We start from the raw sequence: 26,622 nt of genomic DNA on the forward strand, positions 1-26,622 counted from the left end.
TAAAGGCTGCTCCTGTCCGCGAATCCCAAGCATGAAAACGGCCTTCAGCCCCTTCATTACTTGCATAGCTTTGCGTGGCTTACAATGCTTATCTTGTTTGCATTTTATAAAATGAACTTTTGAACTGGATGGCTTACTTATTCTGGTTTACACCTGCCGCCACTTTCAGCCGCAGCGCGTTCAGGCGGATAAAGCCGGTAGCATCGCCTTGATCATAGGCTTGCGTTGGGTCGGCCTCCATCGTGGCGATATCCGGATTGTACAAGCTGACCGGGCTCTTCACGCCGGCGCCGATCACATTGCCCTTGTACAGCTTCACGCGCACCGTGCCGGTGACGTTCTTCTGGCTTTCCGTTACCAGCGCCTGCAGCGCCAAACGCTCCGGCGCAAACCAGAAGCCGTTGTACACGAGCGTGCTGTATCGGGTGATCAGGCTGTCGCGCAGGTTCATTACTTCGCGGTCCATGGTGATGGACTCCATTTTGCGATGGGCGGTGAACAGAATCGTTCCGCCTGGCGTCTCATAAACGCCGCGGCTCTTCATGCCGACGAAGCGGTTCTCCACCATGTCGACGCGGCCGATGCCGTGCTTGCCGCCAAGCTCGTTGAGCTTCTCCATCACCTGCAGCGGGCTCATCGCCTCACCGTTGAGGGCAACGACATTGCCCTGCTTGAATTCCAGCTCCAGATATTCCGCCTCATCCGGCGCATCCTCAGGCGAAACGCTGAGCAGATACATGTCCTTGCTTGCCTCCGCGCTTGCGTCAAACCAAGGATCTTCCAGCACGCCGCTCTCGTAGCTGATATGAAGCAGGTTGCGGTCCATCGAATACGATTTCGCCGCAGAAGCCGTGACCGGAATGCCGTGCGCTTCCGCATATGCGATCATCTCGGCGCGTCCCGGGAAGGAGTTGCGGAACTCCTCAAGGCGCCATGGCGCAATTACATCAATGTCAGGAGCGAGTCCGGCTACGCCGAGCTCGAAGCGCACCTGGTCATTGCCCTTGCCCGTTGCCCCGTGAGCGATCGCCGTAGCGCCTTCCGCGCGTGCAATCTCCACCATGCGCTTGGCGATAAGCGGACGCGCGATGCTTGTGCCGAGCAGGTATTGCCCTTCATACATCGCTCCTGCTTGGAACATCGGGAAGATGAAATCTTTAGCGAACTCGTCGCGCAGATCGTCGATGTATACTTTGGAGGCGCCGGTAGCGAGCGCTTTTTCCTCCAGGCCGTCCAGCTCTTCTTTTTGGCCGATGTCCGCCGTGAACGCAATGATTTCAGCGTCATACGTTTCCTTGAGCCATTTGAGGATAACGGACGTATCCAGACCGCCGGAATACGCCAATACGATTTTTTGCTTTGCCATGGTTAAACTCCCTCTCCTTGTAACTAACAAATCCTATTCTTGCGATATTAAAAAGCCAGACCAACAAGCGGTCCAATCTTCGTATTTCAAGATTCGATGCCGAATTGCTCCTTGACTCACTTCATGACCCAAGGATAACTTTTTGAATAGCCTTTATTATGCCATTAATGCAACCATTAACGCTTTTTGTGCATGCAGCCGGTTCTCGGCCTGATCAAAAATGACGGAGTTCTCGCCGTCGATCACGCCTTCGGAAACCTCCTCGCCCCGATGCGCCGGCAAACAGTGCAGGAACAAGTAATCCGGCTTCGCCGCCTTGACCAGCTCCTCGTTCACCTGAAAATCCGCAAAAGCAGCCTCCCGTTCGGCTTGCTCCTCTTCAAAGCCCATACTCGCCCATACATCGGTATAGATGACATCGGCATCCTTGGCAGCTTCGATCGGATCATGCGTGATCGTGATTTTCCCACCGGATTGCGCTGCAATCTCTTCGCTCAGCTTCACAATGCCTTCATCCGGCATATAACCCTCAGGGCTCGCTACCGCCACATGCATGCCCATCTTTGCTCCGCCGATCAGCAGGGAATGCGCCATATTGTTTCCGTCCCCGATAAAGGCCATTTTCAGCCCCTTCAGCTTGCCCTTATGCTCCAGCACCGTCTGCAGGTCAGCCAGCACCTGGCAAGGATGCGCCATGTCGCTCAAGCCGTTGATCACCGGAATGGATGCATGCTTCGCGAGGTTGATGACATTGTCGTGCCCGAAGGTACGGATCATGATGCCGTCCAGATAACGGGACATGACCTGTGCCATATCGCTGATCGGCTCCCCGCGTCCGAGCTGAATATCGTTCTTGCTCAAGAAGAGCGCATGGCCGCCCAATTGGAACATGCCGACCTCGAAGGAGACCCGGGTCCGTGTCGAGGATTTCTCAAAAATAAGTCCGAGCGTCTTCCCCTTTAACGGCTGGTACACCTCTCCGTTCTTCTGCTTACGCTTTAGCTCGATCGCCGAGTCCAGCAAAAACTGGATCTCCTCGGTGGAATACTCGTCCAATTCGATCATATCCCGGCCTTTCAAGCTGATTCCCTGTAGTTGTCCACTTGCGGTCATCCCCTTGTCCTCCTTGCTGTTTGCTGTATTTTTCTATTGTATCATGACTTTCTATGCTTGGTTAACCGCCGTATGGGCATGAATGATATCCGTAAGGATCGACACCGCCTGATCGATTTCCTCCCGTGTGACAAGCAAATTCGGAAGGAGGCGGATCACATTCGGGCCTGCGGTTACGAACAGCAGTCCGCGGCGCTGCCCCTCCAGCACCAGCTCGCCGACCGGCTCCGCGCATTCAATGCCGATCAGAAGGCCTTTTCCGCGAATGCTTTTCACAAAAGGAATTCCCGCAAGCTTCTCTTGCAGCTGGGCTGTCAAGTATTCGCCCGCTTCCGCTGCGCGCTGAGGCACGTTGTCCTCCAGCATCGCCTCGATCGTAGCGGCTACCACCGCGCTTGCCAGCGGCGTCCCGCCAAAGGTCGATCCATGGCTGCCTGCCGTAAAGGCATCGCGCAGATAGCCCTTCCCGAGCATCGCGCCGACCGGGAAGCCGGAGCCAAGCCCCTTGGCTACCGTGAAAATATCCGGCTCGATGCCGTAATGCTCATGCGCGAACAGCTTGCCGGTCCGGCCCATGCCGGTCTGCACCTCGTCAACGATGAGCAGCAGCCCGTGCTGCTTGCAAAGCTCCGTGACGGCCTGTAAGAATTCCGGCTCGACCGGATGCACGCCGCCTTCGGCCTGCACCATCTCGATCATGATGGCCGCGGTGTTGTCGTTAATCGCCGCTTCCAGTGCCGGCAGGTCATGCAGCGGAACGCTCAGGAAGCCGGCAGGGAGCGGAAGGAAGCCTTCCTTCACCTTGTCTTGTCCCGTAGCGGTCAGCGTGGCCAGCGTCCGGCCGTGGAAAGACTGCGTAAAGGTAATGATCTCATAACGGCCGGTGCCCTTCACCTTCTGGTGATAGCGGCGAGCCAGCTTGATCGCGGCTTCGTTCGCCTCCGCACCGCTGTTGCAGAAGAAGACGGCATCCGCGCAGGTGTTTGCGGTCAGCAGCGCCGCTGCTTTTTCCTGTCCCGAAATATGAAACAGATTCGAGACGTGCCACAGCTCATCCAGCTGGGCCTTCAGCTTCTCCTTCACCTTAACCGGGGCATGCCCGAGATTGGTTACCGCGAGCCCGGCCATAAAGTCCAAATATTTATTGCCTTGATCGTCCCACAACCAGCTGCCTTCCCCTTTAACGAGGCTGAGCGGGTATCTCGCGTACGTCTGAAACAATGAGCTCTCATGGCCCCCCGCTGCCGCATTAGCCGCTGCACTTCCGCTTCCTTGTGCATCTTTCCCCATGACCTGTTACACTCCTTTACTTATGGCTTTGCTTGCCAGCTACATCCGAACAATGCGCGTCCCGAGCACTTCGCCCGCGACTACGCGGCTCAGTACATTTGGCTCACTGCCGTCCACAATGACAACCTCGCGCACTTTGCCGTGAATGCAGGCGATGGCTGCCCTGACCTTCGGAATCATGCCGCCGTAGATTTCACCCGTTCCGATCATATCCTCGATCTCCTGCACCGTAACGGTCGGCAGCACCCGCTTCTCGCCGCCCGCACTCTTCATGATGCCGGGCACGTCGGTTACGACGATCATCCGGGCTACGCCGAGATGAGAGGCGACAGCGCCCGCCGCCGTATCCGCGTTAATGTTGTAGCGCTGCCCTGCCGCATCGACACCGATCGGCGCTACAACGGGCATATAGCCCATCTCCATCACGCCGTTAAGGATGGAGGACTTCACATGCGTGACATCGCCTACCCAGCCGACCTCTGCGCTGTTCGCAACCGGCCGGGCCTCAATCAAGCCGCCGTCGGAGCCGGACAGGCCGAGGGCCGAGCCGCCGACGCTCTGAATCCGGCGGACAATCTGTTTGTTGATCGTGCCGGCCAGCACCATTTCCACCACATCCAGCACGTCCTCCGTCGTCTTGCGCAGACCGTTCACGAACTCGGTCTCGATCCCCAACTTCTCCAGGTTCCCGGAGATCGCAGGCCCGCCGCCATGCACGATCACCGGCTGGACTCCCTTCTCCTGCAGTCCCTTCAAATCCTCAAAGAAGCTGTCCGGCAAGGCGGCCAGCGTACTTCCGCCGCACTTCATCACAAACATGTCCCCGCCCGCCTTATTGCCGGGCATGGTCTCCTCCTGGTTCAACGTGCTGTTCACATCCGTCTCCTCCCGTCACTGCTTGAAATATTATGTGCGGTAAGCCGCATTGATCCGTACATAGTCATAGGTTAAGTCGCAGCCCCAGGCGGTGGCCGATCCACTGCCAGTATGGAGCTTCACTTCAATATTCACCGTATCTCCCTGAAGATAGGCCAGCGCGGCATCCTCGTCAAAAGCCACCGGCCTCGACTGCTCCAGCACTGATATCGGCCCGATCTTAATATCGACCGTCTCGGGATTAACCGGCCGGCCGGCTCGGCCTACGGCTGCAATGATACGTCCCCAGTTGGCATCGGCGCCGAACACCGCCGATTTGACCAGGCTGGAGCCGATAATCGTCTTCGCAATGGCCTGGGCGTCCTCGTCGGTCTCGGCTCCGTCAACATGGACCTCGATCAAATGCGTTGCCCCTTCGCCGTCCCGCGCAATCGCCATCGCGAGCATCCGGCAAACATAATGGAAACCGGAAGCAAAAGCTTCCCAATCCGGGTGCGCCGGCGACAGCTCATCATGCCCGGCCAGACCGCTGGACATGGCAATCAGCATATCGTTCGTGCTCGTGTCCCCATCAACGGTAATCATATTAAAGGTCAAATCGGTCGTCTGGCGGAGCAGCTGCTGCAGCGCCTCCTGCCCGATGACCGCATCGGTGGTGACGAAGCCGAGCATGGTTGCCATGTTCGGATGAATCATGCCGGAGCCTTTCGCCGAACCGGCTATCGTTACGTTCACCCCGCCGACCGAAACGGTTACGCAGGCTTCTTTTTTCACCAAATCCGTTGTCAGTATCGCTTGGTTAAAGGCTTCCGCTCCTTCGCGAGCGCCGCTCAGACGACCCGGCAGGCCCTCGATGCCCGCAATCACGCGGTCCATCTTGAGCAGCTCGCCGATGACGCCTGTGGACGCCACCGCAACGTCGCTCTCCTTAACGCCAAACTCAGAAGCAGCCCGGGCACGCATCGTGTATGCATCCTCTTCTCCTTGCTTGCCTGTGCACGCATTGGCATTCCCGCTGTTGACCACGATTGCGCGGAGCTTGCCGTCTTCAAGGCTTTCCCGCGTCACCTTCAACGGAGCCGCTTGAAATACATTCGTCGTATAGACAGCGGCCGCAACTGCCGGCACCTCGCATACGATGGCGCCCAGATCGTGGCGGTCGGTCTTCTTCAATCCGCAGTGGAGACCGGCAGCCTTGAAGCCTTTCGGCGTCACGATGGTGCCTTCCTCCAAAATCGCAAATAAGTTATCTCCCATGTCCGTCTCCCCCGTCTGTTACGGATACACTGGCGTAAACGTAAGACCGAGGCTTTCCTCCCATCCCATCATCAGGTTCAAATTCTGGATTGCCTGCCCGGCAGCGCCTTTCACGACATTGTCGATGACCGCTATGACGGTCAACCGGTTCGTTCGGGCATCCACCGCAAAGCCGATGTCGCAATAATTGGAGCCGCTAACTTCTTTGGTCGCCGGCCATACGCCGTTATCCCGAATGCGGACAAAAGAGCGATCTTTATAGTACTCTCGATACAAACCGATGAAGTCCTCTTCGGTATGCGGCCCTTTGAGCGTTGCATACATCGTGCTCATAATGCCGCGCGTCATCGGTACGAGATGAGTCGTAAAGGTGACGGTAACGGGCTCGCCCGATACTTGGCTGAGCACCTGCTCGATCTCCGGGATATGCTGATGCTTGTTGACCTTGTAGGCCTTGAAGTTTTCATTGATTTCCGCAAAATGCGTCATAAGGCTCGTTCCCCGTCCCGCCCCGGATACGCCGGATTTTGCATCGATGATCAAGGTGGCCGGATCAATCCAGCCGGCGCTGATTGCCGGAATCAGTCCGAGGAGCGTAGCGGTCGGGTAGCAGCCTGGATTCGAAATGAAATCGACGCCTTTCACTTCCTCTCCGAATACCTCGCACAAGCCGTATACGGCTTTTTCAAGAAGCTCGGACGAAGGGGCCGGATGCTTATACCACTGCTCGTAGGTTGCACCGTCCTTCAGCCTGAAATCGCCCGAGAGGTCGATAACCTTCAGCCCTGCCGCAAGCAGCTCCGGAACGAGCTTCGCGCTTACGCCGGAAGGGGTCGCCGTGAACACAAGATCCGCAGCCTGCGCAATCTCTCCAGGATCAACGCCATCCAGGTTCTTCGCAACAATATTCGTCAAATGCGGGAATCCGTCCGATATCGGGACCCCGCTGCTCGATGATGAAATCACCGAAGTAATCTCGATGTAAGGATGCGCCTGCAGCAATCGGATCAGCTCCACGCCTCCATAACCGGTGGATCCTACAATGGCAACTCTCAGCTTGTTGTCTGTCATATCCTCATCCCTCTCCCACGGAACATCCGATAGACCGCAAGTGGATTAGGCGCCTGCTTGTTCGTAAGCGTCCTGATCGAGCGGTCTTATGCACGGTTCCATGATTCCAAATCCATTATCCGTCTCATAAATATGTATTATTATACGACTGTATTCATATAAATACAATGGATTCTCATAAATTGGCTGGAAATGGGTCAATCTCTCCCCTATGAGTCGGACGTCCGTTCATATTCTTCTTTTAATATTGAAAATACTTTGAGGTTCCAATGCCGGTCCTTCACCTTCATCGCTTTGCGCAGTGTCCCCTCATAACGCATGCCGATCTTCTCCATGACACGCTGGGAGCCGGTATTTTCCTCGAAGCAGCGGGCTTGGACACGAATCAGATCCATTTCGCCAAAACCAAGCTTCAAGAGCGCGGAAGCCGCTTCGGTCATGATCCCCCTGCCCCAATATTCCCGAGCAAGCACATAGCCGATTTCCGCGCTTTGGTGCTCAGGTCTCCACCACACAAAGTCGACCGTGCCAATCAGCCTGCCGTTCTCCTTCAGTTCTATTCCCCAGGGTGCGATGTCGTGCTTGGCATATTGGGCTAATATGTATTGAATAAATCGCTTGCTGTCCTCAATCGAGCGATGAGTTTCCCATGTTACGTATTGAGCCACCTCATCATTTGAGGCATAGGCGAACATATCCTCCGCATCCCGCATCGATATTCTCCGCAAGCGCAGACGATCGGTTTCCAGTTCGGGCAGGCTTGCATAGATCCGTTCCATCCCCATTTTTCGTAGCCTCCTCCAAGATATTAGTTTCCATTATAGGCGCTTCCCCGGAAAAAGAAAGAAAAAATTCCCTGTCGTTAAGCCAAGCCATTGTTAGCCTGCAACGACCATAAATCGAACCTGCAGCTAACACGTGCCGGCTCTAGGAAACAAGCGATGTCCATAAAAAAAGAACGGCGCCTATGCACCGTTCTTTACGTAAGATTATATGCTTTATGTCCGAATATTCCGAAAGCCTTCACCCAGCACCTCGTGTGCATTATGGATAATGACAAACGCGTCCGGGTCCACCGATTGGACCACCGTCTTCAGCCGGGGAATCTCGCTCTGGCCGACGACGACCATAAGGACGGTCCGGTTTTCTCCGGTGTAGCCGCCTTGTGCCGTCAGCTTGGTCAAGCCCCGGTCGAGATCCTCCAAAATCGCCTTCGTAATCGGCTCCGTATGATCGGAGATAATGTAAGCGACTTTGGTGAAACTGAAGCCGAGTTCAATCGTATCAATCACCTTGCCCGTCACATACAGTCCGATTAAGGCATACAGCGCTTGCTCCAATGACAGCACCATGGCTGCCGAAGAAATGACGATCGCATCCAAAATGACGATGCATAAGGAAAATGCAAGGCCGCTGTATTTATGCAGCAGCTGTGCAACAATGCTGAGCCCCCCTGTCGAGCCACGGCCGCGGTAGACGAGCCCCATGCCGATGCCGACGCCGATCCCTCCATAGATGGAGGCGAGCAGCGGATTAGAGAGAGGAATCACCCAATCCTTGGTCAAAAACACGAATAGCGGCAGCACCATGCTTCCCAGCAGAGAGCGGACCCCATATTCGCGGCCGATCAGCCCGAAGGCAAGAAACAGCAGCGGGATATTGAGCGCCCACTGCGTGAAAGCCGGTTCAATGCCAAGCCAAGCTTGGACAAGGACGGATAACCCGGACACGCCCCCGGAGGCAATGTGGTTCGGCAGGAAAAACAGATTAAACGCCAGCGCCATAATGAAGGAGCCGGCGATAATAAAGATCGTATCGACGGTCTGCCGGAGCGGACCGTTGATCGGAATGATAGGTTCCCGCCTTCTCTTGCTGGCGGATGGTTTACGAACGGACTGCGCCATGTTCTTCAAATCTCTCCTCGCGGCCTATTCGACTTCCTGTTTGATTTGACTGCGCAAATATCCGTCGATAAAAGCATCCAGGTCGCCATCCATCACGGCGCCCACGTTCCCGGTCTCCACCTGGGTGCGATGGTCCTTCACCATGCTGTATGGATGGAACACGTACGAGCGGATCTGGCTGCCCCATGCGATTTCGGACTGCTCACCGCGGATTTCAGCCAGCTCCTTTTGCTGCTCCTCGATTTTGCGCTCATAGAGCTTGGAGCGGAGCATCGTCATCGCGCGCTCGCGGTTTTTGATCTGAGAGCGTTCGTTCTGGCATGTTACGACGACGCCAGTCGGAAGATGCGTAATCCGCACGGCCGAATCGGTCGTGTTGATGTGCTGACCGCCCGCGCCGCTTGCGCGGTACGTATCGATCTTCAAATCCTCGGTCCGGATTTCCACCTCTACGTCATCGGTAATTTCCGGTACGACATCGCAGGATACGAATGACGTATGCCGGCGTCCCGATGAATCGAATGGCGAGATGCGAACGAGTCGGTGCACGCCTTTTTCCGCCTTTAGATAGCCGTAAGCATTAAAGCCTTTAATCAATAGCGTTACGCTCTTGATGCCCGCCTCATCCCCCGGCTGGTAGTCCAGCGTCTCCACCTTGAAGCCGCGTTTCTCGGCCCACCGGGTGTACATCCGGTGCAGCATTTGTCCCCAGTCCTGCGACTCGGTACCACCCGCGCCAGGATGCAGCTCGAGGATGGCATTCATTTTGTCATAAGGCTGATTCAGCAGCAGCTGGAGCTCAAACGCCTCCACGCGTCCGACCAGTTCCTTAATGGTATCCCCGATCTCGCCGGCCAGGGAATCGTCTCCCTCTTCATCCGCCAGCTCAATCATCACGACAGCATCGTCATAGTCCTGCTGCAGCTTCTGATAAGAGTCCACCGCGGATTTGACCGCATTCATCTCGGAGATAATGCCCTGAGCCTTCTCATTGTCGTCCCAAAAATCCGGAGCCGCCATCTTCTCCTCAAAATTCTCAATTAACTCCTGCTTGAGATCTAAGTCAAAGAGACCCCCTAAGATTGGTTAGTTTCTTGCTGATTTCACGCAGGTCCTGCTTAACGCTTGGATCGATCATAAATCCTCGTCCTTTCTGTCTTTGCATCTTATCTTCTTCTAGTATACCCTCTCCGCCTTGGAAATCGTTCCATTCGGAGGATAATTTAGCTGTCACTTGCTCAACTTCACGACAAGGCAAAAGCTTTTTCACTCGAATCGTTCAGCAGCTATCTCGTTACGGAAACATGTGCCGTCTCGTTATGGGAGCATGGCCGTGCCCTCAATCGGCATGTCGATATGTTCAGATAAACTCCCTTAATCGCTGCCGGGACTTTGGAGTCATGGCCTTAGCCACCACCCCGACTGCCCAAGCAGCTCTTAAGGGAGTTCAATGATTGCCGGTCCATCGACAAGACCGGCATGATATGCGGTTACCATTCTTTAAGATTGACTATACCGGGATGTGGGACAAGTACGTAAAATGTTCCTACGATCACTGTTGCTCTCGGATTTCTTGATCAAATGAATTCATAGGTTGAAATCCGATCACAAAGGCGACCGCTGCCGCTTCTTCGAAATCATTTTACTCCCTTGTCCTGCTACCCGCTCTTTAATTCGTCCTATATCGAATGTTACGCGTTCTGCCCATGGCAGTGCTTGAATTTCTTGCCGCTGCCGCATGGACAAGGATCGTTGCGGCCGATCTGTTCACCGACCTGAACCGGACGCTTCTCGGCAGGCTCGCTGCTGCTGTTCGTGGACACCTTGTTCTCGTCCACTACCGCTTGGCGCTCCTGGTTCGTGGCGATTTGAGCTTTCATGATATACGTGGCGACTTCCTCTTGGATCGTCGCAATCATGGCGTTAAACATCTCAAAGCCCTCGAACTGGTATTCGCGAAGCGGATCGGTACCGCCGTAAGCACGGAGGTGGATACCCTGACGCAATTGATCCATCGCGTCGATATGATCCATCCACTTGCTGTCTACCGCGCGGAGCACGATAACCTTCTCGAACTCGCGTACCATTTCCGGACCGATCGCCTGCTCGCGCTCGTCATACTTCTGCATGACACGCTCGAAGAGGTAATCGGTAATCTCTTGGGCTTCCTTGCCCCAGAGATCTTCGCGGGTAACCGCGCCTTCGTCCAGCAGCTTGCTGTTGATGTAATCGGCAACGTCCTGCAGATCCCAGTTCTCCGGAATATCATCGCTGCAGTGAGCCTCTACTACCCGCTCGATGACCGGCTTGATCATATCAACGACGATCTGTTTGATATCCTCGGACTCCAGAATCTCCCGGCGCTGCTTGTAAATGATTTCGCGCTGTTGGTTCATCACGTCGTCATACTGGAGTACAACCTTACGCATGTCGAAGTTATTGCCTTCTACCCGCTTCTGCGCGGATTCCACCGCACGGGTGATCATTTTGCTCTCGATCGGCTGATCTTCTTCAAAGCCAAGGCGTTCCATCATGTTCAGCACGTTGTCCGTACCGAAACGCTTCATCAGCTCATCGCCCAGGGACAGATAGAACTGCGTAGAACCCGGGTCGCCCTGACGGCCGGCACGACCGCGCAGCTGGTTATCGATCCGGCGCGATTCATGGCGCTCGGTACCGATAATATGCAGACCGCCGATCTCTTGCACGCCGTCACCCAGCAAAATATCCGTACCGCGACCCGCCATGTTTGTGGCGATCGTAACGGCCCCCGGCTGGCCTGCGCGCGAGATAATCTCGGCTTCCTCCGCATGGTATTTCGCGTTTAGCACTTTATGCTGAACGCCTTTGCGCTTCAGCATTTCAGACAGACGCTCGGAGTTTTCGATCGAAACGGTACCCACTAGCACCGGCTGATTTTTCTTATGGCGCTCAACGATCTCGTTGACGACTGCTCTGAACTTGCCTTCCTCGCTCTTGTAGACCACGTCCGGCATATCAATCCGCTGGTTCGGCCGGTTCGTCGGAATTTGAAGCACTTCAAGACCGTAAATCTTCTTGAATTCCTCTTCCTCTGTCTTCGCCGTACCGGTCATGCCCGCCAGCTTGCGGTACATCCGGAAGTAGTTCTGGAAGGTGATGGTCGCGAGGGTCATGCTCTCGTTCTGTACCTCGATGCCTTCCTTCGCTTCGATCGCCTGATGCAGACCGTCGCTATAACGGCGTCCGGCCATCAGGCGGCCCGTAAATTCGTCGACGATAACCACTTCATCGTCCGTCACGACGTAGTCAACGTCACGACGCATGATAACATTGGCCTTCAGTGCCTGCACAATATGATGGTTCAACGTAACATGGTTGTGGTCATACAGGTTGTCAATACCGAAGATACGCTCTGCGGTAGCAACGCCTTTTTCCGTAAGGGATACGGATTTGACCTTAATGTCCACGGTGTAGTCCTCTTCCGGAACGAGACGCTTCACGAACCGGTCAGCTGCATAGTACAGCTCGGTGGATTTCTGCGCCTGACCCGAAATGATCAGCGGCGTACGCGCTTCGTCGATCAGGATGGAGTCCACTTCGTCAATGATACAGAAGTACAGCGGACGCTGAACCATCTGTTCCTTATACAGCACCATGTTGTCCCGCAAATAGTCGAAACCGAACTCATTGTTCGTTCCGTAGGTAATGTCGCAGGCGTAAGCATGCTGTTTCTCCGGATGCTCCATGCCGCTCAGGTTGAGCCCGACCGTCATGCCCAGGAAATTATATATTTGCCCCATCTCTTCGCTGTCACGCTGGGCCAAATAATCGTTGACGGTAACCACGTGAACTCCTTTGCCAAGCAGGGCATTCAAGTATACCGGCAAGGTACCTACAAGGGTCTTACCTTCACCGGTCTTCATTTCTGCAATTTTACCTTCGTGGAGGGCCATCCCGCCGACCAGCTGCACGTCGTAATGACGCTTGCCGAGCACCCGTTTGGAAGCCTCGCGGACTGTCGCAAACGCTTCAGGAAGCAACTCCTCAGGCGTCTCACCTTTCTCGATCCGCGCACGGAACTCTTCGGTTTTCGCTTTAAGCTGCTCATCTGAGAGCGCCTCAAATTCCGGTTCCATTTTGTTGATTACATCGACCGTCTTCATGAGACGTTTGACATCACGTTCATTGGTGTCGCCGAAAATCTTTTTGACAAGTCCTAGCATGGTTAACCCCTTTCGTGCAAAACAAGTGATAGAATCAACTTCATTAAATGCCAAAGGGTTAAATGATGAAATCGATTCATTGATTCCTTATGATGGTCCCATTCCTGGCAGGGTTCACGGCCTGTCCCAAAGAATGAGGGTTTGCCTAAATTGTAACAGTTTGTAAGGGATGCCGCAACAAGTTGCTGCTTCTGCTGCCCGCATTCGTCCGGCGCGATTCCCTACTATATAAGACGAAACAGCACGCATAAAAGTTGCGTGGAGCATTTACCCAGTGCCTTTTGCCCCCGGCAGATGGCCTCGACCCGGTACCGCTTGATCCGTAATGCGTTAGCGTTGACCCTACGAACCAGGAATTCTGGATATTATGAAAATTCGAAGTGACAGGCAAAGAACCTGCATTGCAGCTATATCCAAGCATACTTAAGGCCACGCACCCATCCATTTGCCCATTTAGTATCTAAACCACAATTATATTCGTTAAACGCGGCTGGATTTCATTATAGAGTCATCCCATATTATCGACAAAAGAGAGTTCCTATTTAGTACTGAACGGCCTCCAACCAAATAAAGAGCCCCACCCGCGGGTGAAGGCTCATCTTGCACATGTTCATTTCAACTTAAAAGTTTCATTCATTTCCAGTGAGATTCGTTCCGGTCGCTGTAAGATAACATCCGCTGGCCCCAGGGACCCGCGCCGTCGCCTTACTCGCGCTCGATCAATCCGTACTTGCCGTCATTTCGCTTGTAGACGACATTTACTTCCTGTGTGTCAATGTTGGAAAATACGAAGAAATTATGACCAACCATGTTCATCTGCAGAATCGCTTCCTCAACGTCCATCGGCTTCATCGTGAAGCGCTTCGTGCGGACCACTTCATAATGATCCTCATACTCGTCCTGCTCGACTTCCGTCTGAGTCGCCGTAGCTGCGCCGTTCCCGGCAACGAGCGTCTTCAAGCCGCCCTCTTGCTTAATCTTCCGGTTCAGCTTGGTCTTGTGCTTGCGAATCTGGCGTTCCAACTTGTCCACAACAGCGTCAATGGAAGCGTACATATCATCGCTTCGGTCTTCCGCACGCAGAACCACGCCCGTGAGCGGAATGGTCACTTCCACCGTGTGCAATCCTCGAACGACACTTAATGTAACGTATCCTTCAGAGGTGGGGGGTGCTTCAAAATACTTATCAAGCCTGCTGAGTTTCTTGTCAACATAGTCCTTCAAAGCATCGGTCACTTCAATTTGTTGACCTCGAATACTGAATTGCATAGGGCACTCCTCCTTTGCACCTTTAGTATACCATTTTGTTAACGCTGTGTAAAAAGACAAATATGTGAATTTCGTCACAAGTGTTCGCTCGTAGCGGGTGAAGACCATTGCTGGGATAAGAAAGACCGTTTCAATGACCTTTAGGGAACGATATCCTCATCCTCTCATCGTAATTTAAACAGAGGGACATCGAGGTGACCACCACCATGGAACACCGGCCCATACGTTAGGTTACGAGGTTCAAAAAGGATAGCCGCTGCTAAAGCCATCGAAGAACAAGCAGCTAATCGCAAAACAGAAAAAGACCCCGGATTAACCGGGGTCTCCTCGCTAGCGAATTCAATTCTTAACCATCTATACCGTTTATGTAGGTCGGCTATGCCGGGATGATTATAATTTGATTACGTTAGCTGCTTGCGGGCCACGTGCACCTTCAACGATTTCGAATTCAACGGATTGTCCTTCTTCCAGCGTCTTAAAGCCTTCGGATTGAATCGCGGAGAAGTGTACGAAAACGTCGCCGCCTTCTTCAGTCTCAATGAAGCCATAACCTTTCTCTGCGTTGAACCATTTAACTTTACCTTGCATGCCCTAACATTCCCTTCATTGTCAAATAAAGTGTGACACTAATTGTCCACATTTCCGACTATAGCACCCGGCCTTACTAGTGTCAATCGCCCTGGAGACGGTTTTCTGCTGAAGAAAACGTCTAATCTTGTCGACATGGCTTAAACACTGAGCTGGTGGGTACTGCGGAAAAATGCTTTATCGATAATTACCCAGCAGGGAGAGGGGTGAAACAGGTATCTAACCTAAATTATTTAATATGAAACATAAGTCCCTGAATTTAGCCGAAATGCTCCAGTAGTATAGATTACTCGTGCTATTTGGCCCAGTAACCTAAAAGATCAGATGCGCGGTGGATAATCAGGTCAGGAAAATCATCTGCCTCTTCAATTGACTTTCTATCTGTTTCTCCGCTCAATACGCAAACAAAATGTCCATTTACATTTCTGGCCATTTTCATATCAGTGTACAGTCTATCACCAATAACAACGACTTGTTTTTTACCTTCACTAATATGTTCAATAATTTTGTAGTCTATCATATCTTTATTTGGCTTCCCGAATATCTGATCAGGTGATCTGTTCAAAGAAACCTCAAACATTTTGATAAATGAACCAATGTCTGGGACAGGTCCCTCTGGAGTTGGACAACTAGTATCGCAATGCGTTGCATAAAAAGGCAATCCTTGGTTCAAATACTTACTTGCCTTCACGATCTCATTGTAGGTAATCTCTGTGTCATACCCCAAAACAACACACTGAGGGATTTCAGAGTTTGGATTGATGCTGGATTCTTCAAACACGGATTTCATAGCCTCTGTGCCTAACACAAACGTATTTACTATATCATTTTTCTTCAAATGAGCTAATAACCCGTCGGTTGATTGAATAATGTGGCTATCAGAAATGTGAATCCCCATTCCTTCAAACTTCTCACTAAGTGATCTCTTTGAATACGAAGAGTTGTTTGTCAATAAATAGTACGGTATATCGCTTGTTTCAAGAAATGTGATAAACTCTTTTGTGCCTTCTATTGGCTCATTTCCAGTAAAGAGGGTTCCATCAATGTCGATAAATAAAACGAGTTCCTCCAAATTGATTGTTAAATCACTGAACTTTAAATCAGCCAACTGTAAGTCTTCAAGGTTGTCAATCTCCATCCACTTTAATCCATGGATGTTAAGAGGATAAACTGGGAGCAAGTTCTTCTTAATTAGCCTTTGAAGAGCAACTTCCGTCCATTCCTTTACGCTTTTCTCTTTTTCAATGATTTGTTCAATTTCGTCAAACAGTTTATATGAACCCTCTACAGATATTTTGTAAATATCTATAGAACAACCATATGTTTTATCACGCTCCAGTTCTTTTGAAATATCAACAACAGTATCTTTAACCTCAACTTTCATAGATTCTTGACTATAAGTCCCTTCATCTACTGCGATCAAATCCGATATTTTAGAATTGATCATTTGAGTTAAGATTTGCTCTTCAAAGATAATATCTCCATTACAAAGTATAAAAGATTTCCCTTTGATGAATTCCTTTAATATGTATAGAGAATACATATTGTTAGTTATCTCAAAATCATGATTTTCCACAAAATTCAATTTAATATATTTATATTTGTTCCTTAAATAATGCCTATTGATTTGATCATTTCGGTATCCCATAACTATGAAAACTTCTGAAAATCCATTATTCTCAAAAGCCTTAAGTTGTCTTTCCAATAAAGATATTCCACCAATTTTTGTGAGACATTTAGGTTTATCATAAGTAATTGGTTGCAATCTTGAACCAACCCCGGCAGCTAATATAACAGCGATCATTTTTCCCCCTACTTTTCACTATACTCTTTAATTCATTTGAAGCGCGATCAATTCTTGATCAATCATACTGGACAACTCGATATCCGATGTTACTTGTTTCGCCAACTTTAAGTACTGCTCACATTTATCTAGGTTGTTCATCTTTCTATAAACACATGAAAGGTTATAAATTATATCGGCATTTTGCGGGTCTAGCTTCATGGCTTCTGCCAAAGATTTTTCTGCATCCTGCAGTTCATTTAACATAAAGTGGATGATACCGGTTATCGATGCAGTCCGGGAATTTCTTCCTTTGACCTCCTCTAAATAATTTACTGCTAGTTTGACTTCCTCAACATAGCCGCCCTCTAATAATGTACTGAACGACTTATATATATGATCAGGAACATAGGTGTTTTTATTTGCAGCATTTTCAATTTCGTTGAATAATGCCCTAATTTCATCTGTCCCTCCCATCTCATTATCAATCAGTTCCCATACTCGTAATGAAGAGCCAGGATCCGTATAAGTATGCGCCATTCTTTTTATTTTATCTCTTTCGCTTTTGTATAATCCTGGATTCATTATCGCTTCCTTTAGTGCTACCTCCAATTGGCCTTGACTAGTAACCTTTGGACCTGGTGTCCAATCATCATATGGTGTTAGCAGAAAACCTCTTGCATCCTCGTATTCTTTATGATCAGTATTTATAAAAATCAATGGTTTATCTAACAATAGATAATCGAAATATACGGAAGAATAGTCTGTCATCAAAATGTCACTCGCACCAAGGAGTTCATATAGATCGCAGTTGTTCTCTTCAAGTAATTGACTACTTAATATATGAATCCTTTCATCCGGTAAATTACTGATAGATGGCATGATCACTTCTTCTTCGTAAGGGTGCAGCTTAAGAATTAATATTATGTTCTCATCATGAAGAAATTGATTAAATGATTCTTCATTGAAACGCTCAAACCCAAATAAATTGGCCCAGCTTTTTGTACCATCTGAATATTCGCTACTATAGTAAACTTTTCTAAATGTCGGCATGTAAATAACTACCTTTTTATTTAGTAAGTTTACATTTAGAACACTTTGCAATTTTTCTCTTGCACCATCTAAAAACAACAGATCGTTCCTAGGTGCACCAGTAATTCTATATTTCCTTATTGACAGTCCCCTGCATGCATTAAAAACTGTATTAAACATTGGTGAGTATGAAGTCACAATACTAACTCTGTTCCATATATTTTGTTTTTCTTCCATGTATCTAGTGTAACTGTTGGTCATAAGGAATATCCCCTTTAAGGGAAACCCATGCCATAGTTCTACTGTAAATTGATATCGATTGAATGGATAGTTTGTATGAGTACAAATCACGACATCCGTCTCGTAAATGTTTTCATATTCATCAAATTGCATTTCTTCTGTTAATCGAATGTCGTATTTTCTTTTTGCAAATTCAGGCACAGCATTATAGAGAGCACGTGCATTATCACCTGAGTAGCCCCTTGTGATAATCTCGATAATAGGTTTGTCTACATTTGACTCAATTTGTATTATTTTATGATTTAAATCTTTTAGTAAAGTTTGATCAACGCAGTATTTCCTGGAGAGTTTATAGTATCTTAATGCCTTTGTTTGTAATTTTAAGTTGTCATAGAGCTGGGCAATATTAAACAGAATAGGAAAACTGGTAGGGTGGGATTCTACCGCTTCTAATAACAAATCTAATGCTTTGATGGTTTCCTTTTTATAGATCAATACTTTGGATTCAAGCATGTAAAGTTGTGCTTCGTTAGGAAAAAGGATCTTACACTTCTCTATATATTTTTGAGCTTCTTCTAATCGATACTCCTCAATTAATTGATCAATCCGCTCCCTAAGTTCTCTAAACTTCATTGTGGTTTCCATGATAATCTCCCTCGTTGACTTTTGTAAGCGACCCTATTCTTTCCGATGTTAGGGTACAGATATTCGTAAAAAACTCAGGGTATCCACAAGCATCTCCTAATATTTGTATAATCGGAAGTATATCGTCTACCGACTTTGAATACCCTGACAAACTAAGAAATAAAACATATAAGTAGTATAAATCGGTGTAATCTGGATACTGTCGAATACCAAGATGAATAAGCTCCAATGCTTCCTGATCCCGATTAAGCTCAATCAAACAGATAATCATCCATTTGATATGCAAGGATTTATCCAAAAGTTCTGAACTTAGATATTCTGATTTAAATCCATCATAAGCCTTCTGATATTCCCCAATACGAACAAGTTCCAGCCCAAGATGGATCCCATCGTTATTGTTAACATAAGTCAGTATAGATTGCGAATATGTTTTTACTCCGTCTTTTCTTTTAGCTGCCAAGATCCATAAACAACTCTTATGTTCATCAATTAATATTCGTTTTACGGGTACATAGATTTCATTTGCAGAAGTACTACATATACATTTGATAAATTTCCCATAATCTTCAGAAGAAAGAAAACAACGTTCATGGATGAATATTTCCCAATCATCTAGGCTAATATTGTGACAAGGTTCATGTTTGGAAACAGCGGATATTACATCTATTAATCTAGTCATTACATCTTTCCAATGATACCTTTTCGAGGTTACTTCTGCATTTGACCGAATGTTTTCTCTCAGAACTGGATCATTTAGCAGACGCTCGATATGATATGCCATTTTTTCACCGTCTCCGAAAGGGGTGTGAATAATATTTACATTATCAATAGAATATTCCAGAACGCCTGCATTAGGTGTAGAAATCACAGGGCACCCCGTACTCATCGCCTCTAAGACAGGTAAAGAGAATGACTCATACCTGGAAGCAGAGATAAACATTAATGCACCTTTAAATAAGTGAGCAATCTCAGATTGGGTAGGATTAATAAATATCCGATCTGCCTTATGAATATTTTCTTCTTTGGGCTGTATTGGAGTAATCCAATACAAATATATGTCCTTATATTTATCTCTGATTATTTTATAGGCAGTGAAGATTGTATCTATATCTTTAAATGCGATTTGATCGCTACCCATCATAAGAATATATCTATCTTCTGAGATTTGCCGCTGATTAGTTAGGTTATTAAACAATTCATTATCTATTGCATTATTTATAATTTCTGCATCTAGCCTGTTATAGTTTTCAGCCAATGCCTTTTTAGCGTTCATAGAAACAGTCATTATTTTAGCCGGTAAACTGATTTGTCTCTTTATAGTCTCATATAGCTCCGAAGAAAGAGTTTGTGGCTCGAATAAATGCTTGTCCCCCTGTTCAAAGTAAATAACCGGCGCTATCCCTGTATCGATACAAATCTGAATGTGATCCCATGCTGTTGCAATAATAACATCACATGTAGGGATGCATGAATCGAGATCAATTGTCAACGGCACTCTTATATAATCGGCTAATGATTTAAACCACGTAGGAGGAGCAGCATGGGAGACCAAAGTTACATGCCACCCTTTTTCCACTAGTCTATTAGCTTGTTCCAATATAATCTTTACTCCCCCACAAACCCCAACATGGTTTAACACATATACAATATGGCTTTTGGAATTTCTTAAAGTCTTACGTTCTTGTAGTATCTGCCCATACGCGAAAGGTAATCTTTGCAATCTTTTTTGAATATGTTTATCCCGTATGTTATCAATCATTTCGCATCACGCCTAATTCAGGATTTTTCTACTCTCTTCGAGAGCCCAATTAGAGAGTGGCACTAATTTCAAGAGTTTCTGTACAGCTGATTTTGTAGCTACATGATCACGCACCTGAACTGCCTCACTGTAGCAGTTAAATAATGACTTATAATCCGACATGATCTCATCGGCTAATGAGTAATAGAATAGGCTGTCAACATGATTTCCCAAACGAGACAATGCTTGCCCTGCTACCATATAAATATCCCTAGCAACTATGTCTTTTTGTGTTGGTTCTATAAGAATTTCTAAAGCCACTTCATAGTAACCGTATTTAAGCAAGGCTTCTGCAATCTGAAGACGACCAAGAGATGTTGTACATAACTTAGTAAGTAGTTCCAATTGATTAAATTGTCTATTAATGATCAAATCCTCTGTTAATGCCTTTAGCCAAAGAGGGAATTGACCTACTTCACTATCCTCGGATATTTGTTCTTTTACAATCAATTTTCTGAATAGACTGTAATCCGTTTTATCAAAATTTAATTCAAGTTTACTTATAAAGTGTTCATCTGAAGTTATAAAGGAAAGATATACAATATCCCTCCATTGATTCGTTTTAAAGGATTTAATTTTTAATTTTGCTTTTTCATACTCCTCTCCAATAAGTAATAGGTACACCTCAACTTCCTCATCAGTAACTTTAATATCAAAAGTTCTGAAAAATAATTTTATCAATGGACTTCTAACTTTATAGATTACGGCAAGGAGAACTTTTACTTCCTCCGAATTTTTGAAATCCCATCTTTGTCTTACTAATTCAAACTGTTGCTCTACAGATTCCAAAGATATTATATCTAAGAAGATCTTAATTGCTGGCTCATACACATGATTCAATGCAATAGCTTTATCAATATATTGAAGCGCCGAGTTGAAATTCCCCATACAAAATTGAAGCTCTGCGAGAGAAGTATACGAAATAAAAGACCCTACACCATGCATGGAAGTCCATTCGAAATGTGTGACTTCCCCTAAGCTAATACATTTAAGGAACGATTTCTCTGCATCCTTATAATAATTTAGCTGCATATAAGTCAAACCACGATAGAAATGATAATCTGTATATAACGGGTACATTAAAATAACATCATTTAGTATGTCCAGTGACTCTACATACCTCTTTTGTTCAAGTAAGCACTGGACCAAATAAATAATCAACTTATGTGTGAATACGTAGTCACTTCCCATAGAGAAGGATTTCTTGTATGCCTCAATAGCCTTCTCTAATTCACCCATTAATTTATATTGAGTTCCTAAATTGAAATATCCGAACGCACTCGGTTTCTCCTCAATTTCTTTCAGTATAATTGCTAGATTTCTTTGACTCTTATTCTGTGAAGCAACAACCTCCTCCTTATATCCATCGTGATTAATATAAAAGTCGGCTTCTCCTGATTTTAATTCAGGAAAATTCCAGTACTCTATTTGTTCGTGGATTTTACCTGTATACTCCAACCCAATATTCCTAAATAATCGAATGTACGAATGACTCTCTTGAACTCCCCGCCGAATTATATTTCGAATTCGAACGTAATAATAATCCTCATTTAGTTGTATATTCCTTGCCTTTGTTTGGGAGTCTTGATCCAACCATTCATCTGCATCAAGTGACAATATATAGTCCCCCGTTGCGTATTTTAAAGCATGGTTTCTTGCTTCAGCAAAGTCACCGTTCCATTCTATACTAAATATTTGATCTGTGAATTTTTTAGCAATTTCAATGGTATTATCATTTGATCCTGTATCAACAATTATGATCTCATCCACGATATCTTTCACGCTGGTTAGACACCTTTCAATGCAGCGTTCTTCATTTTTCACAATCATACAAAGTGAAATAGTTTGTTTCTTCATGTCACAGTCTCCCTCTGCCTAATTCTCACTACTCTGTTTCCAAACATTCAGCACTTTTCTGATAATAAGTACTAGATTTAACTTGATCACCCACTATTTCATAGAAAAGTCCTAAATTTTTGTATGCCTTAAAACTTCCAACCCCTCTCACTGTCTCATACTTTGTACTGTCTGCTTCACCTAATTCAATACAAGTATTGAAAACCTCCGGAATTAATGCAAAATTACTAACGTCTCTAGACTCAATTAATAGCGAACCATACATAAAATATAAATCGGTAAAATCGGGGTATAATCCAATACCTTCGACTAAATTTTCTAAACAACTTTTCCAATTCCGATTTTTCAAATACATTAATGCTGTATAGTAGATTATCGACGAATAATAAGCAGGCTTTTTGACAGAATTGCAATATTCCTTCGCCTTCAACAAATACTTCTCAGAATTTCTATAGTCATCGGCCAGAAGATAAGTTCTGCCTAATTGAAATAATACGTAGGGATCATTCCCAGACTCAAAAAGTTGACTTTTAAGCAATCGGATATTTCTGTCTACTTTATTTCTTTGTTTAATAACTGTAGATTGATATCCAAGGTGTTTAATAATTATTTGAGTATCGATTACTTTCATGGGACTATTCATATTCGTTAATTGCTCATGAATTTTACCCTTGTATTTATAGCTACCGTTATTTGGGAATATCCTTGCTATACTTGAAATTCCATTCTCATTTTCATTAATTATATTTACCAAACTCACTCTTCCTGCCGAGCCGGCATTCTGTATTATATAAGATTCAATATCTTTTTCAGAAGAATTTAATCTTTCATCAGCATCCATCATAAGGACATATGGCATAGTTGCACATTTAATTAGTTCGTTCCGAGCTGCTGCAAAGTCGTCCATCCACTCGAAGTGAAACACCTTCGCATTATGTTGTAGCGCCAACCTTATTGTCGAATCAGTTGAGCCTGTATCCATTAATACTATCTCTTCCACCATATTACTTACTGATTGTATGGCCTCAACAATAAAATTTTCCTCATTCTTGACGAGAAAGCATACTGAAATGGGGAATTTCATTTCTCTCCTCTTTCCAAGTAATAGAGGTGCCTAATAATATAGGCACCTCAACTACTTATTTGTACTCAAAAGTCATTACGTTACTCTCCATATTATCACTATTTATAACCTTTACCTCTACCTGCCCTGTAGCACTGACTTTAGGAGTTATCATTCTAAGTCGTTTTGAGTTAATATACTCTACGTCATATAAGACTCCATTAAATAAAACCTTTGGATTCTTTCTAAAATTATTCCCATCAATATAAATAAGTGTTCCACCCTTTATAGGTCCGCTTCCTGGCGTGATTGTAGTTATAACCGGAGGCTGAGCTACAGGCGGTGCGTCATAAGTGAACGTCCCCGTGGCACTATTACCGCTAGGATTTGTAATAGTCAAGGTTACAACTCCCGCCGTTTGCCCCATTGGTGTAATGAACCTTAATCGAGTACTACTTACAAACTCATAATTCAATGGCTGTCCATTAAAAGTAAATACCAAATCCCTTTCGAAATACTTCCCATCTACATATACTAACGTTCCTCCACTTAATGGCCCATTACCAGGAGAGACAGAAGAAATTTCAGGTTTAGCCTCAACATAACTATACGCATTAAATAATGTGTCGAATTTGGAATCAGTATTTGTAACTGTCACATTAACACTCACAGCCGAGTCCGAGGCAGGAGCGATGACTGACAACCTGGTGGAATCAATAAAGGTGGCTGCTGTATCTATAGATCCGAAAGTAACTGTTGCGCCTTTCCTAAAGTTCTGTCCGATGATTTCTACCGTGTTGCCACCTCTTTTATTTCCCGTATTAGGGGCTACCGATGTTATGATGGGTTCCGGATAGACCGGCGGTGCGTCATAACTAAATCCACCATCCAAAGTGCTTGATTTACTATCACTATTGACTACTTTAACATCGACAGGCCCTGCTTGATCCCACCTAGGCGTGAGAAGTCTAAGTCTAGTTGAATTAATAAACTCCACAGGGCTAATCTCTGTTTCGGTTCCATTAGCCACAAAATAAACTTTTGCACCACTTTCAAATCCAGTCCCATCAATGTAAATTAATGTACCACCTTTAAGAGGTCCGTTCCCAGGCGTAACAGATTTCACTTTTGGGTCAGGTTTTGGCGGTGGAGCAAGATACGTGAATGCTTGATCTACTTCCGCCATTTGATTATCCGGATTGATTACAGTAATTTTAACAAAGGTTGGATCAGACCATGATGGTGTTACAAATCTCAGTCGTTTAGAGCTTAAAAATTCCGCATTAACTTCTTGAGATTCGCCCAAAATGACCTTGACTCCTTGAACAAAATTAGCTCCATCAATATAAACAAGGGTCCCTCCTTTTTGTGGACCACTATTTGGTGAGATCAGATCAATTTTCGGTGCAGGAGGCGGTGGAGGTAAGATGTACGAATAGGCCTGATCAAGTACTGACTCAGAACCATCAGGATTAACTACTTTTACATCAACTATATCCTCACTTGCCCAAGCAGGAGATTTAACTATCAATGTTGTACCTGATACATAAGTCATATCACTAACTTGAACATCGCCAAAATATACGGTTGCACCTTTGGAAAATAAATTGCCAGTCAATGTGACATTTTCACCGCCAGTTGTTTTCCCACTGTTTGGAGACAGAGACAGCAGTTCCATTTTAGGAGGTTCATTGTATGTAAAACCATTAGACAGAATAGCTGATGTACCATCAGGGTTCTCAATAGTCACGTCTACTGGTCCAGGATTAATTCCGGCTGGAGTTTCGGTAAATATATATCCGCTATTATTAACCGTTGTTACTGGCGCCTCAATATCCCCAAATTTCACTTTTGCGCCTTTCATAAAATATTCCCCATACATTAACACAGTGGTTCCGCCTGATAATGGGCCTTTCACGGGCTCTATGCTAGTAATACTTGGGTCCGCATAATATTGGAAGGATGCAGTTGCATATTGACCATCATCATTCACGACTTTGACCGATGCAGATCCTTGTGTACCTGAAGGATTCATAACTTTAAGTTCATTTGGACTTACAAAGGTTACATTAGTAGCATATTTATTACCAAAGGAAACCAATGCATTTTCTCTAAAATTTTCTCCAAGGATAGTTACCTCCTCTTTCCCACTAACCAATCCTTTCTCTGGAGATAGAGAAGTAATTAGTGGAGCAGGGTAACTAACTGATATATTCGGAGCTGGAATTACATACGATTTCAACGCCCCGCTATAATCCTTATAATCGATGATAGAATTTGTGGAAGCAGGAAGCTTCCCAACTTTACCATCCGTTTTATGTTTGATTTTATACTTAAAGGTTAATGTGTCGTTTTTCAACTCTAGAAAATTCCAAACAAGGGTGTTACCATTTACAACAGGTTTCGGGATATTTTGTTCATAAGACCCCGGGACAATCTCAAACTCTTTGCTAATTACATCCGTTATCGTTATATCGTATGCACTAGCCAGACCAATTTCCTGAACAATTCGGGCGTAAATTTCGGCCAATCCATGAGATCCTAACACGAAATGGTGGTGGTGGGCTGTAGTAGCCATATTCTTCAACAATACGTTCGGTGCACTTTGGTTTGGATCATCATTTGCATTTAAAAGGGCAATTGTATAGAATACAATCCCTTGATTTTTCGCCTCTTCAGCTTTTTTAAGAGCATAATCATACGCGTTATAATTCACACCGTCTATTTGACCGCCTACTGTCGCCTCTCCATCAGTCAATAATACAATGACAGGCTGTGCATCCAATCTACTAGAGGCCAATAATTCCCTCGCTTTATCGATAGCATCGCCCGTTGCTGTATTTCCATTAGCTTTAAGTCTGCCGATATAGTCCTTGGCCTGGGCCTTATCAGTCGTCAGATCAAAAGTACTAGTAGTTGTGCTGTAATCAACGATTCCTACTCGATGTTTTGTAAAATCCATCAGATCTATAAATCCTTTTGCGGCATCCTTAGCATTTTCCATTTTTTCGATGCCCATACTTCCCGACTTATCAATTACTAGAATTACATCATTAGGCTTAACTACACTCACCGGGGGAGTACCTTGAATATTTATTGTGACTTCAACTTCTTCACCCGTGAGAATACTACTAGGGGAAACAGATTTATTAGCGGTCACATAATCTGGACTGGCTGCAGATGTTGTACAAAATGATAATCCGAAGCTGGAAACAATTATTGATATAACCAACAGAAAAGGATTAAACCTTTTCATTAATTACCG

At 46.4% G+C, this 26,622-nt stretch carries 18 protein-coding genes; all 18 read right to left on the bottom strand.

Annotation, left to right across the window (positions count from 1 at the left end; translation table 11 throughout):
• Positions 1-133: 133 nt before the first annotated feature.
• Positions 134-1,366: an argininosuccinate synthase gene (locus NST08_RS26940; RefSeq protein ID WP_028406893.1), complete on the bottom strand. Its 1,233-nt coding sequence runs from the start codon at positions 1,364-1,366 to the stop codon at positions 134-136.
• A 156-nt stretch (positions 1,367-1,522) separates the two neighbouring features.
• On the bottom strand, positions 1,523-2,479 hold the full coding sequence (gene argF / locus NST08_RS26945; protein WP_341342491.1) for an ornithine carbamoyltransferase: 957 nt from the start codon (positions 2,477-2,479) through the stop codon (positions 1,523-1,525).
• Positions 2,480-2,530: 51 nt separating this feature from the next.
• Positions 2,531-3,769: an acetylornithine transaminase gene (locus tag NST08_RS26950; RefSeq protein WP_341342492.1), complete on the bottom strand. Its 1,239-nt coding sequence runs from the start codon at positions 3,767-3,769 to the stop codon at positions 2,531-2,533.
• A 39-nt stretch (positions 3,770-3,808) separates the two neighbouring features.
• Complete coding sequence (gene argB, locus NST08_RS26955) at positions 3,809-4,615, bottom strand: acetylglutamate kinase (RefSeq protein WP_341342657.1); 807 nt, start codon at positions 4,613-4,615, stop codon at positions 3,809-3,811.
• A gap of 60 nt (positions 4,616-4,675) precedes the next feature.
• Positions 4,676-5,902, bottom strand: coding sequence for a bifunctional glutamate N-acetyltransferase/amino-acid acetyltransferase ArgJ (argJ, locus tag NST08_RS26960; RefSeq protein WP_341342493.1), 1,227 nt, complete (start codon positions 5,900-5,902; stop codon positions 4,676-4,678).
• An 18-nt stretch (positions 5,903-5,920) separates the two neighbouring features.
• Positions 5,921-6,973: an N-acetyl-gamma-glutamyl-phosphate reductase gene (gene argC / locus NST08_RS26965; protein ID WP_341342494.1), complete on the bottom strand. Its 1,053-nt coding sequence runs from the start codon at positions 6,971-6,973 to the stop codon at positions 5,921-5,923.
• A 209-nt stretch (positions 6,974-7,182) separates the two neighbouring features.
• Positions 7,183-7,758, bottom strand: coding sequence for a GNAT family N-acetyltransferase (locus NST08_RS26970; RefSeq protein ID WP_341342495.1), 576 nt, complete (start codon positions 7,756-7,758; stop codon positions 7,183-7,185).
• A 213-nt stretch (positions 7,759-7,971) separates the two neighbouring features.
• Positions 7,972-8,877, bottom strand: coding sequence for a YitT family protein (locus NST08_RS26975; protein ID WP_341342496.1), 906 nt, complete (start codon positions 8,875-8,877; stop codon positions 7,972-7,974).
• Between the two features lie 24 nt (positions 8,878-8,901).
• Positions 8,902-10,015 (bottom strand): peptide chain release factor 2 gene (gene prfB, locus NST08_RS26980; RefSeq protein WP_341342658.1). Its coding sequence is split into 2 segments (ribosomal slippage): positions 8,902-9,942 and positions 9,944-10,015, totalling 1,113 coding nucleotides; the frame shifts between segments, so codons are not numbered across the junction.
• Between the two features lie 553 nt (positions 10,016-10,568).
• The gene (secA, locus tag NST08_RS26985) at positions 10,569-13,082 is read right to left on the bottom strand and encodes a preprotein translocase subunit SecA (RefSeq protein ID WP_028406883.1); all 2,514 of its coding nucleotides are present in this window, start codon (positions 13,080-13,082) and stop codon (positions 10,569-10,571) included.
• A 705-nt stretch (positions 13,083-13,787) separates the two neighbouring features.
• A complete protein-coding gene (hpf, locus tag NST08_RS26990) occupies positions 13,788-14,351 on the bottom strand; it encodes a ribosome hibernation-promoting factor, HPF/YfiA family (protein WP_341342497.1) in 564 nt (187 codons plus the stop codon).
• Between the two features lie 390 nt (positions 14,352-14,741).
• Positions 14,742-14,939, bottom strand: a complete 198-nt coding sequence (locus tag NST08_RS26995; RefSeq protein ID WP_007132290.1) for a cold-shock protein — start codon at positions 14,937-14,939, stop codon at positions 14,742-14,744.
• Positions 14,940-15,234: 295 nt separating this feature from the next.
• Entirely contained in the window at positions 15,235-16,743 is a 1,509-nt protein-coding gene (locus NST08_RS27000; protein WP_251535743.1) for an HAD-IIA family hydrolase, read from the bottom strand.
• Positions 16,744-16,770: 27 nt separating this feature from the next.
• Positions 16,771-18,639, bottom strand: coding sequence for a CDP-glycerol glycerophosphotransferase family protein (locus tag NST08_RS27005; RefSeq protein ID WP_341342498.1), 1,869 nt, complete (start codon positions 18,637-18,639; stop codon positions 16,771-16,773).
• Positions 18,617-20,398 (bottom strand): glycosyltransferase family 4 protein, encoded by a 1,782-nt coding sequence (locus NST08_RS27010; protein WP_341342499.1) that lies wholly within the window; start codon positions 20,396-20,398, stop codon positions 18,617-18,619. The genes NST08_RS27005 and NST08_RS27010 overlap by 23 nt, the downstream gene beginning before the upstream one ends.
• A gap of 12 nt (positions 20,399-20,410) precedes the next feature.
• Positions 20,411-22,294 carry a glycosyltransferase gene (locus tag NST08_RS27015; protein ID WP_341342500.1) on the bottom strand — a complete coding sequence of 628 codons (1,884 nt, stop codon included), beginning with the start codon at positions 22,292-22,294 and terminating at the stop codon, positions 20,411-20,413.
• Between the two features lie 28 nt (positions 22,295-22,322).
• On the bottom strand, positions 22,323-23,378 hold the full coding sequence (locus NST08_RS27020; protein WP_251535747.1) for a tetratricopeptide repeat-containing glycosyltransferase family 2 protein: 1,056 nt from the start codon (positions 23,376-23,378) through the stop codon (positions 22,323-22,325).
• Between the two features lie 55 nt (positions 23,379-23,433).
• Positions 23,434-26,613 (bottom strand): IPT/TIG domain-containing protein, encoded by a 3,180-nt coding sequence (locus NST08_RS27025; RefSeq protein WP_251535748.1) that lies wholly within the window; start codon positions 26,611-26,613, stop codon positions 23,434-23,436.
• Between the last annotated feature and the right edge of the window lie 9 nt (positions 26,614-26,622).

The sequence above is a fragment of the Paenibacillus sp. FSL K6-1566 genome (genome assembly GCF_038050475.1).
In the GTDB taxonomy this organism is placed as follows: Bacteria; Bacillota; Bacilli; order Paenibacillales; family Paenibacillaceae; genus Paenibacillus_AQ; species Paenibacillus_AQ lactis.